The organism is Chelatococcus composti (assembly GCF_014201415.1).
Classification (GTDB): domain Bacteria; phylum Pseudomonadota; class Alphaproteobacteria; order Rhizobiales; family Beijerinckiaceae; genus Chelatococcus_A; species Chelatococcus_A composti.
In genome coordinates this window covers 532,392-544,972 of record NZ_JACHEH010000003.1, presented here as the reverse complement: position 1 = coordinate 544,972, position 12,581 = coordinate 532,392, and the positions used below count along the sequence as shown (strand labels likewise).

The window sequence follows — 12,581 nt, the reverse complement described above, 5'->3', positions numbered from 1 at the left end:
GACTTTCCATCAGGTTGAGCTTGAACAACCCGACCCTACCGGAAAAACACTGGTGACCGACGCTATCCTGCTACACCACGCCCCGGGACATCATCCGAGGTGGCCGCCACGACAACGCTCCGGCCCGCATGTAAACACAAGGTTATCATTATTTTAATATACACACGGAAAACCGGACGGAACCCAGATAATCCTTCATGTACACTACATGTCAATATGCACTAACGCACATAAGCATATTTTATCTATAAATATACACGCTGATACATATATTTAACGTCCGCATCTTGGTATCCTTCAGACGCATTCCTGCTCCGGCGGGCGCAGAAAAATGGCCGCTGCAGCGGCGCATCGCCCGCCCCTTCGGTGCCTGTCGGCAACTGCGCGAGAATGGCGGACGAGGCCTTCCATCGGGCGGAGAAGGCCCCTATATTCTGGGTGCCGCCGCAAGGCGGCTATGGCGATAAATGGCCATCGCAATAAACCCATCGGACCCGGGGGCGGTACCCGGCGCCTCCACCAAAACGCGGGCGGGCCTCGCGTTTCGGCGGGGGCGAAATAGGATCGACGAGGGTGTAAAGGATGCGCTTTCGCCCGGCATGGTTCCGCCGTTATCGGGCCGAACTTATAGTTGCCAACGACAACTATGCTCCGGTCGCCGCGGCTGCGTAATGCAGCTTAGGCAACCGATCCAAAGTCCTGCCGGTTAGCCCCGGCAGGCGGGGTTCGGAGGCACCTGGCAACAGAAGCCTCCACTTTCTCGTCAATCGCCGGCTAGAAGGCATCGCTCCAGAACACATGGCGAAGGATCTCATCCGCTACGACCTGCTCGTCCAGGAGGCGCTCAGGGGCGTCGTGCGCAAACTGCTGGCCGATGCCGAGCGCGACGGCCTGCCCGGCGATCACTATTTCTATATCTCCTTCCGCACCGACCATCCGGGCGTGCGTCTGTCGAGCCGCCAGCGGGAACGCTACCCGCACGAGATGACGATCGTGCTCCAGCACCAGTTCTGGGATCTCTCCGTGACGGAGCAGGCCTTCGAAGTCGGCCTGTCCTTCCAGGGCGTGCCCGAGAAGCTGCTGATCCCCTTCGATGCGGTGGTCGGCTTCTACGACCCGTCCGTCCAGTTCGGTCTCAAGTTCGGCCAGGATGGCGAGGCTGGCGAGGCGGAAGCCGCCACGGGCGCCTCCTCTGCTGCCGAGGCGCACGAGACCCATCACGAGCCTGCCGAGGCGGCGGCCCCGGCGACCAGGATGGAGGCTCCGGCTGGGGAGGAGCCCGCTGCAAAGGAGCCGGTTGCGGCCTCTGCCCCGTCTGCCGAGGAGCGCCGGCCCGACAACCGTGCGGACAGCAAGGGCGCCCAGGTGGTCAGCCTCGACGCCTTCCGCAAGAAGACCTGACACAGGACTTTCCCGCCGCCCGCTCTCGTCGGTTCGCGGCGACTCGGCCTGTGCCGGTTGGCTCTCGAGATGAAAGGGACTGCCATGTCCGATGCATCCGGAACGACGACCGAGGCCGAGAGCGGAAACGTCCGGCAGGAGCAGGACAGCTTCGGCCCCATTGACGTGCCCGCGGACCGGTACTGGGGTGCCCAGACCCAGCGCTCACGCCAGAACTTCCGCATCGGCGGCGAGCGCATGCCGGTACCACTCATCCGCGCGCTCGCCCTCATCAAGCGTGTCGCTGCCGAGGTCAACAGGGAGCTCGGCCTGCTCGAGCCGCGCCTCGCCGAGGCCATCATCACCGCCGCCGACGAGATCCTCGCGGGCAAACACGACGGGGAGTTCCCCCTCGTCGTCTGGCAGACCGGCTCCGGCACCCAGACGAACATGAACGTCAACGAGGTGATCGCGGGCCGGGCCAACGAGATCCTCGGCGCGGGGCGCGGCGGCAAGAGCCCCGTCCACCCCAACGATCACGTCAATCTCGGCCAGTCGTCCAACGACACCTTCCCGACGGCCATCCACATCGCCGCCGCCACCGAGATCGAGCGCCACCTGCTGCCCGCCCTCGGCCACCTCGGCGCGGCCATCGACGCCAAGGCCCGGGAGTTCGCCGGAATCATCAAGATCGGCCGGACCCACCTTCAGGATGCGACGCCCGTTACCCTCGGCCAGGAATTCTCCGGCTATGCGGCGCAGATCGCGCTCGCCACGGACCAGATCCGTGCGGCCCTGCCGGGCCTTCTCGCGCTCGCCCAGGGAGGCACGGCCGTCGGCACCGGCCTCAATGCCCATCGTGAGTTCGCCACCCGTTTCGCGGCGCGCGTCGCCGAGCGGACGGGGCTCGCCTTCACCTCGGCGCCCAACAAGTTCGCCGCCCTCGCCGGCCATGAGGCCGCCGTCTTCGCGCACGGCGCCCTGGCCAGCACAGCGACAGCCCTGTTCAAGATCGCCAACGACATCCGCCTGCTCGGCTCGGGCCCGCGCTCGGGCCTTGGCGAGCTGTCGCTGCCCGAGAACGAGCCCGGTTCCTCCATCATGCCCGGCAAGGTCAACCCCACCCAGGCCGAGGCGATGACCATGGTCTGCGCCCAGGTGCTCGGCAACAACACCACCGTCACCTTCGCCGCGAGCCAGGGGCACTTCGAGCTCAACGTCTTCAAGCCGGTCATCGCCCACGCGCTGCTGCAGTCCATCCGCCTTCTGGGCGATGCGGCGAGGAGCTTCGCCGACAACTGCGTCGCCGGCATCAAGGCCAACGAGGCACGCATCGGCGAGCTGATGAGCCGCTCGCTGATGCTGGTCACGGCGCTCGCGCCGCACATCGGCTACGACAATGCAGCGAAGATCGCCAAGGCAGCCCACCACAACGGCACGACGCTGCGGGAGGAAGCCATCGCCTCCGGCCTCGTCAGCGCCGAGGACTTCGACCGCTGGGTCGATCCGGCTGGCATGCTCGGCCCGCGCTGAGGAGAACCGTATGGCCGACATCGTGAACCTGCGCATGGCCCGCAAGGCCAGGGCCCGCAAGCTCAAGGAGGCCGAGGCCGAGGCCAACCGCGCCCGCTTCGGCCGGCCGAAGGCCGAGCGTCTCAAGATGGAGCGCGAGCTGGAGCGGGCCGCCCGCATCCATGAGGGCCATCGCCGCGAGACGCCCGGCGAGGAAGCATGACGCCACCCGGCCGCGCCGGCATCGTCAAGCGATCGCTGGTCATCGCCGGCCACAGGACGAGCGTGTCGCTGGAGGAGCCCTTCTGGGAGGCGCTCAAGGAGATGGCCGCGGCGCGCGGCATCTCCATCGCCAGGGCCGTGGCGGCGATCGACGAAACGCGCGGCGAGCAGAACCTGTCCTCGGCCATCCGGGTCGCCGTGCTCGCCTACGTGCGCTCGGCCCCGCGCGGCTGAACGTCAGCGGATCGTCGGCCGGATGTCGAGAGGCGGGCCTGCGGGCGGGCGGGACGAGGGCCTCGCCGCTCCGGAGTCCTGTCCGCCACCCGTCGGCGACATCGACGGCCGCTGCGCACCATTGGGCACAAGCTCCGGCAGGTGGTGGATGGCTGGGAGCTGAAGCGGCCTCGGAGCGAGCCCCTCCTGCGACTGCGGCAGCAGCCGGGACGGCGTGTCGGCCGGCGCCGGCAACGGCCCCTGCTGCCCGCTGTCCTCACGCAGCAGCTCCTCGAGCCGCCTGCGATCCTCCTGGCGTTGCAGCTCCTGCTGCCGCCTCGCCTCCTCCTCGCGCCGCCGCGCTTCCTCGGCCGCGCGACGCTCCGCCTCACGGGCGCGCTGCTCCCGCTCCGCCCGGAGGCGCCGATTATGGAAAGCGCGCTCGCGTGCATCCGCCTCCATCGCCTCGATGCGCTCCAGCTCGCGCACAATGCCGATGGCGGCGAGACCGTTGGCGAGACCGCCCGCGTCGAGGCTGCGCGCCGGCGCGTCGAGCGGACCTGACCAGATGACCGTGGCCTGCGGCGGCGGGCCGGACCAGCCCTTCGGCGATGTCGCGGTGACGACCGTCGCCCTGAGGTCGATGGCGAGGCTGCGCAGATCGAGCGTGCCGGAGAGCGATCCTTCCGCCGTACCCGGCTGCGCCGGCAGCGTCAGCGGACCGAAGCGCAGGATGCCGCCTGCAAGGCTGGCCGGACCGGCAATCTGCGGCACCGGCCATGCCCCCTTGTCCAGTTCCGCCGCGAGAGCGGCCGTCACCGCCGGCAGGTCCGGCCGCAGCGTCTCGGCGGCGAGCGCCTGCGAAACCATGCGCGCGAGGGCGGAAGGATCGAGCCCCGGCAGCGACGTGTTCGCCACCGACACGGTTGCGCCGCCGGCGAGGTTGGCCATCAGCTGCGCCGGGCTCTCGCCCGCCGTGCCAACCTCGAAGTCGCCGCTCAGCGTGCCGGTGAGGGCGCCTCCGGCAAGGCTCGACAGGGGGATGGCTGTGAACCTGCCGCGCGCCGAGAGCACGGCGAGTGACCCTTCGCGGCGGATCGAGAGGTTGCCCTCGATCCGGCCACCGGAGAGTTCACCGGCGAGCTCGTCGATGGCGAGGCCAGCCGGCTGCAACGACAGCCGCAGCGCCGCGTCGCTCAGGGCAAGCCGGGGCGAAAGGCTCAGGCTATCAACGGACAGCGTCAGGACGCCATCGACGGGAGGAGCGGCGGCGGCAAAACGCTCACCGGACCAGGCCCGCCCTTCCGGCGCGATCGGCAGAGGCCCGAGGGCGAGCGCGGCCACATCGGCGAGCGCCAGCCGCTCGAAGCGGATGGCGCCCTCAACGCGCCCGTCCTCCCCGAAGGTCAGGCGGCCCTGCAGCGGCATACCGCCGGCCGTCGCGGAGAGATTGACCAACGACAGCCCATGGCTGCCGAACGTCGCATCCGCCTGAAGCTCGAGGGGCAGCGCCCCACCGCCTGGCAGCGGCCTCGTCATCACCTCCGCGAGGCGGCCGAGGTCGCCCGCCGTCATCGTCACCCGGCCCGCGAAGAGCGGCCGCGCCTCGGAAAAGCTGAAGGTTCCCTCGCCGCTCAGGCTGGCGCCGGCCGCTGCCAGCGAGAAACGTCCGGCCATGTCGTCGAGCGAGGGCCCGCGAGCCCGCAGCGACAGCCGTCCCCCCTCGCCATCCGGCAGCGGCAGAACGTCGAAGCCGAGCTGGCCGAGCAGCTGCGCTCCGTCGCCAGCCGTCAGGCTGACGTCGAGCTCCGCCCCCACGCCGGCGGCAGGCGGCAGTGACAGGCCCATCTCGACGGCGGTCTGACCAATCTTGCCGCTCGCCTTGACAAAGAGCGGCGCCCCGGCATCCACGCGCCCTGCCTCGAGCGTGAGATGGAGCGCACCGCCATCGGCGACAGCGCGGGTCAGCGCCGCCCCGGCGCGCGCCGGCAGGAAGCGCGCCGCAAGCTGCGCGAGCGGCTGCGGGTGCTCGGCGTCGATGGTCGCCCCAAGGCGTCCGCCCGCGGCATCGATGCGCCCCTGCGCCTCGATCTGCGCCCCGCCGAAGCCCGAGGCGTTGAGATATTCGACGACGATGCCCTGCGACCCGGCCTCCACCAGCGCGCTGAGCCGGCCGAGCGCGTCACCACCGGCCTGGCCGATGCGGAGGTCGCGCGCATCGAGCGACAGGCCGATGTCGGCGCCGGAGGCGAGCGCCAGCAGCCCGTCGAGGCGCGGCAGATCCGTGATGTCGACGCCGCGGGCGTTCACCTCCGCCTCGTAGCGCGGGCGCCCGCCGTTGCCGTCGGCGGGCAGGAAGCGGATCGCGCCACCGACCTCGGATTCGCCCGCCTTCACGGTGATGTTGCGCGCGGCGATGCTGCCGTGATCGAGGGCCAGCTCCGCACTTGCGGCGAGCCCAGGCAGACCCGCCAGGGCCTCGGCGAAGGATTGCGGCACGCCCATGCGGACCAGGGCGCGCGCCAGCACGAGCGGCTGGCCGATGTTGAGCGAGACCGAGCCGGTCCCGGCGAGATCGTCCCGGCGCTCACCGGAGGGAACGAGCCCCTCGCCTCGCCCTGCGATGCGCGTCTCTCCCGGCAGGCCGAGGTCGAAGCGGGACAGGGCGAGCACGTCCCCATCCCGGTGCAGCGCGGCCGTCAGCGGGCCGAACTCCTCCCCCTCCACGACCAGGGTCTCGAGCGAGAGGTCGAGGCCCATCGGCAGCCGGTCAAGCAAGGCCGATGCCCGCAGCCCGAAGGCGGCCTCGCCTACCCGCTCGCGCAGCCCGTCGAGGTCGACGCGCCGGCCGCCAAGACTCGCCTGCAAGGACGGGCGGCCGGCGAGCGTCAGTGTCGCCGTGCCCGTCAGCGCAAGATCCTTGCCGCCTTCCCCGTGCGTCAGGTCGAGCCCGAGATCGCGCACCGTAAGGCTGCGGACATCGCCCTCGACGGTGCCGGCAAGGGCCAGCTGGCGCGGCTCAGGGCCTGCGCCGGGTAACGGCTCGGTGTAGCGCACCGCGGCCGCGAGACGGGGCAGCAACCCTCGGCCGGGTTCGTTGGTGAGTTTCAACGCGCCGTCGATGTCGAGATGGCTTTCTCCCGCATGGCCGAGAACGGCCTTGAGCCGCATGTCGCCGCCGGCCTCGCGCACCCCGGTCGCGATGCGCAGCGGCACGCCCTGCGCTTCGCCCTCGATGCGCCAGGGCCCGGCGAGACTCGCCGCCACGACCTCGGCCTCGATGCCGCCGATGCGCGCGATCTCGCTGCCGGCCGCATCCTCCACGCGGATCTCGCCGCGCGAGATGCCAAGACGTTCGATGGCGATCTCCACGTTGGCCGCGGAAATGGAACGCGGGCGCGGTACGGCGAGCGCCCCGTCCTCGCCGACCCGCACCGTGAGCACGGGCGCATCCAGCGCGGCCTCGATCACGCGCACCTCGCCCTTGACGAGCGGCATGGGCGCGACCTCGACCGAGACGCTCCGGGCAGTGAGGCGTGCCCCGCCGCTCTCGCCCAGACTCACGTCGCTCAGCATGATCTCCGGCGTCGGCAACAGGCGCAGCTCGATGGCCCCGCCCGTATGCACAGGAAGGCCCAGCGCCTCGCCGAGCACGCTCTCCACCTGGCCGCGGCGCGCCTCCCAGTCGATGAAATAGGGCACCGCGAGAGCCGCGCTCAACACGAGGATGATGAGGATGGCAATGACCGTCAGGAAGTCGCGCACGCTCGTTCGGCTCGGCTGATCGAGATTTCACCTCACTCTAACGGAATTGACGGCACGGCTGTGGCGAGCCCTGCGTCGCCAACCGTGGCTCGGCCCTTCATCTCTGGCACGACAGCTTGACAAGCTCAATGGACGGTGCGCTCCCCAGCAACTCGGTGAGCGCCTTCCGGCAGCCACCGCTGGGCCGCCTCCCTCCCCACGACGGCTTTGCGCGTTCAGACAGGCCCAGGTGCAAAGGCGCGGGGCAGGCCGCCGTCGCGGAGAACTTGATCTGGCCGCGGGTGATGGCCGGCGTAAGATGCCGCCTCATGTCCTCGAGGCACAGGGTGCGACAACGCGGTGAACGCGGCCCGGGGATCCGGCGACGCCGAGAGCCTGCTGCTTCCAGGAACCCGCGGCATCTGAAACGGTCTTGCTCGAAGGAGGCCGACGGGAATGCACGCCGCCTTGGCCCAACCGGACGGCCCGTGAACATTGCCGAACGCGGAGCCCTCCATTCGCGATCGTCCGGCGCATGGGCGGAGACACCGCTCGCGTCTCCGCCCGCCATTCTCAAGGAAGCGGCGGCAGCAGCTTGCCCGGATTCATGATCTTGAGCGGGTCGAGGGCGGCCTTGAGGGTGTGCATCAGCGAGATTGCCGGTGCACCGTGCTCGTCGAGAAGATAGGCGATCTTCTTCTGGCCCACGCCGTGCTCGCCGGTGCAGGTTCCGCCCATGGAGATGGCGCGGCGCACGAGCCTGTCGATGAAGCCCTTCACCCGCTCCACCTCCTCCCTGTTGTCGAGGTCGAGGAGAGGCTGGCAGTGGAAGTTGCCGTCGCCCACGTGGCCGGCGATCGGCGCGATGAGGCCGCTCGCCTCGATGTCCCGCTTGGTTTCGTCCACGCATTCGGCGAGGCGCGAGATCGGCACGCAAACATCCGTGGCGACGGAGCGGGCGCCGGGCCGCAGGGCCAGCGCCGCCCAGTACGCATCATGCCGCGCCTGCCACAGGCGGGAGCGGTCCTCCGGCTGGGTCGCCCACTGGAAGTCCCCGCCCCCGAACTCCGCCGCGATCTCGCCGAAGCGCTCCGCCTGTTCCTTCACGCTCGCCTCCGTGCCGTGGAACTCCACGAACAGCATCGGCGTCTCCGGCAGGCCGAGCTTGGCGTGCAGGTTGACGCCGCGGATCATCACCTCGTCGAGAAGCTCGATGCGCGCCACCGGCAGCCCCATCTGGATGGTGGCGATGACGGCGTCGCAGGCCGCCTTCACGGAGGGGAACGGGCAGACCCCGGCCGACATCGCCTCGGGAATGCCGGCGAGCCGCAGCGTCAGCTCGGTAATGACGCCGAGCGTTCCCTCCGACCCCACGAAGAGCCGCGTGAGGTCGTACCCCGCCGAGGTCTTGCGGGCGCGGGTCGACGTCTTCACGATCTCGCCCGCCGGCGTGACCACCTTCAGCGCCAGCACGTTGTCCTTCATCGTGCCGTAGCGGACGGCGTTGGTGCCGGAGGCCCGCGTCGCCGCCATGCCGCCGAGGGAGGCATCCGCCCCCGGATCGATGGGAAAGAACAGCCCCTGGTCGCGCAGGTGCTCGTTGAGTTCCTTGCGCGTGACGCCCGCCTCCACCGTACAGTCGAGGTCTTCGGCGTGGACGGCGATGATGCGCTTCATACGGCTCATGTCGATCGACACGCCACCGTAGGGCGCGTTGACGTGACCCTCGAGCGAGGTGCCCGTGCCGAAGGGGATGACGGGCATGCGATGGGCGGCACAGATGCGCACGATCTCCGCCACTTCCTCACTGCTCTCCGGGAAGACCACCGCATCCGGCGGCTGGTTCGGAATCCAGGTGAGGGTGTGGCCATGCTGCTCGCGCACGGCCTTGCTCGTGACGAGGCGATTGCCGAAACGCTGGGTGAGAGCGGCAACGACGGCCGCCACGGTCGTCCCGTCGGGCCTTGCCGGCCGTTCTGCGGCGGTGGTCATGCGCGAATCCTCGGGCTGTTGATCAGAAGGTGGAGCGCATCTTCTATGCCCGCGCGCGGCGCACAAGTGCGCATTCGTCGCAAGGCGACGCGTTTCATTAGGTTTGCATTCAGACTGGAATGCTTAAACTTGGCGCAGGGGCGAGTTGCGGCCCCGGCCAGCACGATCCGGAGAGGTTCCTTGCGTAACCCGGCAGAAGCACCGGCCCTGTTCTTTGCCCCCTTCGTCTCCTCGATCATGCGGGCGGAGGCGCACTGGATCGACTACAACGGCCACCTGAACGCCGCCTACTACAACGTCTTCTTCGACCGGGCGGTGGACGAGGCCTTTGGCCTCGTCGGTCTCGGCCCCGACTATGTGGAGGAGCGCAAGGCCTCCTTCTTCGTGGTGGAGAGCCACATCCGCTACCGGCGCGAGTTGCGCGAGAACGACCCGGTTCGCGTAACGCTGCAGCTCCTTGCCTTCGACGACAAGCGCATCCACTATTTCATGGAACTGCACCACGCCGCCGAGGGCTGGCTCGCGGCCTCGTGCGAAAACTTGTCGCTGCATGTCGACATGACCACGCGCAAGGTGGCGCCCTTCCCGCCCGACATCCTGGCGAACCTCGCCGTCATGCGCGCGGCGCATGCCCGCCTTCCGCATCCGCAGGATGCCGGCAAGGCCATCGCCATGCCTCGCCGTGGCGAGGACGAGCCTGAACCACAGCTCGCCGCCGGCACGCGCCACTGACAACACTCAGCAGCGCGGGCAGTCGAAGGTTCTCAACGGCTGCTGGAAGCGGTCGAGCTGCTGCTGCTGGCGCAGCTGGTTGAACTCGAACTGCTGCTGCAGCCGGTCCTGCGAGCGTTGCAGCTCGCGCGAGATGGCCCTGTCGGACTGGCGGTACTGTCGCTCGACACGATTGAGCGCCCCTTCCTGGCCATAGGCCGGCAGCGGGCCGGCCAGCGCAGCTGCCAGTGCTGCGAGGGCGCCAAGGGCCGGCACATGCAAGACCATCGTGCGGGGCATCCTGTCCATTCCTCCCGTCATGTCCCCTATATAGGGGCTGCATGCCGCCCCTCCTAGGCCGGCGAGCGTCCTGACACTCGACGCCGTTCGCCTTTTGGTCCATGGTCCGACCGATGACTCGCGTACCCACACAGGGCCCTGCGTCAGGCCCCGACGATCTCGCCCACACGCCCCGTCCCGGCTCCCTCGCCGCGCGTGCGCGTGCGGCTGCGGCACCGGCCCCCTATCTGGCCGGCCTCAACGACGAACAGCGCCGGGCCGTCGAGGCAACGGAGGGCCCCGTCCTCGTACTCGCGGGTGCCGGAACGGGTAAGACGCGCGTCCTGACGACGCGCATCGCCCATCTCATCGCCACGGGGCTCGCGCGCCCGTCCGGCATCCTCGCTGTGACCTTCACCAACAAGGCCGCGCGCGAGATGAAGGAGCGCGTCGCCCATCTCGTCGGCCCGGCGGCGGAAGGCATGCCCTGGCTCGGCACCTTCCACGCCATCGGCACGAAGATCCTGCGCCGCCATGCCGAGCTTGTGGGGCTCAGGTCCGACTTCACCATCCTCGACGTCGACGACCAGATCCGCCTGCTGAAGCAGGTGCTTCAGGCAGAAGGCATTGATGACAAGCGCTGGCCGGCGCGCCAGCTCGCCGGCCTCATCGACGGCTGGAAAAACCGCGCCCTGACGCCCCAGAAGGTGCCACACGGCGAGGCCGCCGCCTTCGCCCATGGCCGCGGGGCGGAGCTCTATGCGCTCTACCAGGAGCGGCTGAAGATCCTCAACGCCGCCGACTTCGGTGACCTGCTGCTGGAATCGATCCGTCTCTTCCAGGAACACCCGGACGTCCTCGCCGACTACCAGCAGCGATTCCGCTACATTCTCGTCGACGAGTACCAGGACACCAACGTCGCCCAGTACCTGTGGCTGCGCCTCGTCGCCCAGGCGCACCGCAACCTCTGTTGCGTCGGCGATGACGACCAGTCCATCTACGGCTGGCGTGGCGCGGAGGTGGACAACATCCTGCGCTTCGAGCACGACTTCCCCGGCGCCACCGTCGTCCGGCTCGAGCGCAACTATCGGTCCACCGGCCACATCCTCGCCGCGGCGTCCCACCTCATCGCCCACAACGAGGGCCGTCTCGGCAAGACTCTGCGCACCGAGGACGTGCCCGGCGAGAAGGTGACCATCACCGGCGCCTGGGACTCGGAGGAGGAGGCCCGCCTCATCGGCGAGGAGATCGAGGCGCTGCACCGGAAGGGGCACCCGCTCTCCGAGATGGCCGTGCTGGTGCGCATCTCGGCCCAGATGCGCGAGATCGAGGACCGTTTCGTCCAGCTCGGCCTGCCCTATCGCGTCATCGGCGGCCCGCGCTTCTACGAGCGGCTGGAGATCCGCGACGCCCTCGCCTATCTGCGCTGCGTGGTGCAGCCGGCGGACGATCTCGCCTTCGAGCGCATCTTCAACACGCCCAAGCGCGGTCTCGGCGACGCAACGCTCCAGGTGCTGCACGCCCACGCGCGGGCAGCGCGCATCCCGCTCATGGAGGCGGCGCGCTTCATCGTCGAGACGGAGGAGCTGAAGCCGAAGGCGCGCAAGACGCTGCGCGATCTCCTCGCCAGCTTCGCGCGCTGGTCGCAGAGCCTGGAGACCATGCCCCACACCGAGCTGGCCGAGATGGTGCTGGAGGAGTCCGGCTATACCGAGATGTGGCAGAAGGACCGCTCGGCGGAGGCGGCCGGGCGGCTGGAGAACCTCAAGGAACTCATCCGCTCGCTCGAGGAATTCCCGGACCTGCCGAGCTTCCTCGAGCATGTCTCACTCGTCATGGACGCGGTCGAGAACGACACCGATGACCGCGTCAGTATCATGACACTGCACGCTGCCAAGGGGCTCGAGTTCGACACCGTCTTCCTGCCCGGCTGGGAGGAAGGGCTGTTTCCCAACCAGCGCGCCCTCGACGAGAACGGCCGCGCCGGCCTCGAGGAGGAGCGGCGTCTCGCCCATGTCGGCCTCACACGGGCCCGGCGGCGAGCCAAGCTCTACTTCGCCTCCAACCGCCGCATCCACGGCCTGTGGAGCTCCACCATTCCGAGCCGTTTCATCGACGAGCTGCCGGAGGAGAACGTCGAGATCACAGAGGCGCCCGTCGCCTACACCTATGGCAGCTACGGCCAGAGCCGCTTCGACATGGCCGAGCCCTTCCGCTCGTCCTATGCGACGCCCGGCTGGCAGCGTGCGCAGGCCAACAGCGCCGGCTGGGCCAGCGGGCGCGGCGCGGGCAACTTCGCCGCGGGCCGCGTCTCCGGTGCCCGGCGCGGCGGTCCGCTGATGATCGAGGGCGAACTCGTCGCCAAGTCCACCGGAACGACCTCGTCCTTCAGCGCGGGCGACCGTGTGTTCCATCTCAAGTTCGGGCCCGGCACCGTCGCGGCTGTGGACGGCAACAAGCTCACGGTCGATTTCGACAAGGCCGGCCGCAAAATGGTGCTCGACAGTTTCGTCGAACGCGGCAGCTGA

9 protein-coding genes and 1 other RNA gene are annotated in these 12,581 nt (G+C 69.2%); 7 read left to right on the top strand and 3 right to left on the bottom strand.

Annotation, left to right across the window (positions count from 1 at the left end):
- Nucleotides 1-401: 401 nt before the first annotated feature.
- The 5 genes from ssrA (at nucleotide 402) to HNQ73_RS08725 (ending at nucleotide 3,348) form a co-directional block, all read left to right on the top strand.
- Nucleotides 402-757, top strand: a transfer-messenger RNA (tmRNA) gene (gene ssrA, locus HNQ73_RS08745).
- A 41-nt stretch (nucleotides 758-798) separates the two neighbouring features.
- Entirely contained in the window at nucleotides 799-1,401 is a 603-nt protein-coding gene (locus HNQ73_RS08740; RefSeq protein ID WP_183334261.1) for an SspB family protein, read from the top strand.
- 84 nt (nucleotides 1,402-1,485) lie between these two features.
- On the top strand, nucleotides 1,486-2,913 hold the full coding sequence (fumC, locus tag HNQ73_RS08735; RefSeq protein ID WP_183334259.1) for a class II fumarate hydratase: 1,428 nt from the start codon (nucleotides 1,486-1,488) through the stop codon (nucleotides 2,911-2,913).
- A 10-nt stretch (nucleotides 2,914-2,923) separates the two neighbouring features.
- Nucleotides 2,924-3,115 (top strand): DUF4169 family protein, encoded by a 192-nt coding sequence (locus HNQ73_RS08730; protein ID WP_183334257.1) that lies wholly within the window; start codon nucleotides 2,924-2,926, stop codon nucleotides 3,113-3,115.
- Complete coding sequence (locus tag HNQ73_RS08725) at nucleotides 3,112-3,348, top strand: ribbon-helix-helix domain-containing protein (RefSeq protein ID WP_183334255.1); 237 nt, start codon at nucleotides 3,112-3,114, stop codon at nucleotides 3,346-3,348. The genes HNQ73_RS08730 and HNQ73_RS08725 overlap by 4 nt, the downstream gene beginning before the upstream one ends.
- 3 nt (nucleotides 3,349-3,351) lie before the next feature.
- Here the strand turns inward: HNQ73_RS08725 and HNQ73_RS08720 are convergent, their stop codons facing one another.
- Complete coding sequence (locus HNQ73_RS08720) at nucleotides 3,352-7,092, bottom strand: AsmA family protein (protein ID WP_183334253.1); 3,741 nt, start codon at nucleotides 7,090-7,092, stop codon at nucleotides 3,352-3,354.
- Between the two features lie 552 nt (nucleotides 7,093-7,644).
- Nucleotides 7,645-9,063 carry an FAD-binding oxidoreductase gene (locus HNQ73_RS08715; protein ID WP_183334251.1) on the bottom strand — a complete coding sequence of 473 codons (1,419 nt, stop codon included), beginning with the start codon at nucleotides 9,061-9,063 and terminating at the stop codon, nucleotides 7,645-7,647.
- A gap of 180 nt (nucleotides 9,064-9,243) precedes the next feature.
- On the opposite strand from HNQ73_RS08715, the gene HNQ73_RS08710 reads away from it, so the two are divergent.
- Nucleotides 9,244-9,795 (top strand): thioesterase family protein, encoded by a 552-nt coding sequence (locus tag HNQ73_RS08710; protein ID WP_244649951.1) that lies wholly within the window; start codon nucleotides 9,244-9,246, stop codon nucleotides 9,793-9,795.
- A gap of 6 nt (nucleotides 9,796-9,801) precedes the next feature.
- Here HNQ73_RS08710 and HNQ73_RS08705 read toward each other — a convergent pair whose 3' ends face one another.
- Nucleotides 9,802-10,062 carry a hypothetical protein gene (locus HNQ73_RS08705; protein ID WP_183334249.1) on the bottom strand — a complete coding sequence of 87 codons (261 nt, stop codon included), beginning with the start codon at nucleotides 10,060-10,062 and terminating at the stop codon, nucleotides 9,802-9,804.
- A 125-nt stretch (nucleotides 10,063-10,187) separates the two neighbouring features.
- On the opposite strand from HNQ73_RS08705, the gene HNQ73_RS08700 reads away from it, so the two are divergent.
- Nucleotides 10,188-12,581 carry an ATP-dependent helicase gene (locus HNQ73_RS08700; protein ID WP_183334247.1) on the top strand — a complete coding sequence of 798 codons (2,394 nt, stop codon included), beginning with the start codon at nucleotides 10,188-10,190 and terminating at the stop codon, nucleotides 12,579-12,581.

What these genes read in the sequence shown, in the direction of transcription:
- HNQ73_RS08705 (WP_183334249.1), bottom strand. Translation starts at nt 10,062, where the DNA reads ATGGTCTTGCATGTGCCGGCCCTTGGCGCCCTCGCAGCACTGGCAGCT.
- HNQ73_RS08715 (WP_183334251.1), bottom strand. Translation starts at nt 9,063, where the DNA reads ATGACCACCGCCGCAGAACGGCCGGCAAGGCCCGACGGGACGACCGTG.
- HNQ73_RS08725 (WP_183334255.1), top strand. Translation starts at nt 3,112, where the DNA reads ATGACGCCACCCGGCCGCGCCGGCATCGTCAAGCGATCGCTGGTCATC.
- HNQ73_RS08700 (WP_183334247.1), top strand. Translation starts at nt 10,188, where the DNA reads ATGACTCGCGTACCCACACAGGGCCCTGCGTCAGGCCCCGACGATCTC.
- fumC (WP_183334259.1), top strand. Translation starts at nt 1,486, where the DNA reads ATGTCCGATGCATCCGGAACGACGACCGAGGCCGAGAGCGGAAACGTC.
- HNQ73_RS08730 (WP_183334257.1), top strand. Translation starts at nt 2,924, where the DNA reads ATGGCCGACATCGTGAACCTGCGCATGGCCCGCAAGGCCAGGGCCCGC.
- HNQ73_RS08740 (WP_183334261.1), top strand. Translation starts at nt 799, where the DNA reads ATGGCGAAGGATCTCATCCGCTACGACCTGCTCGTCCAGGAGGCGCTC.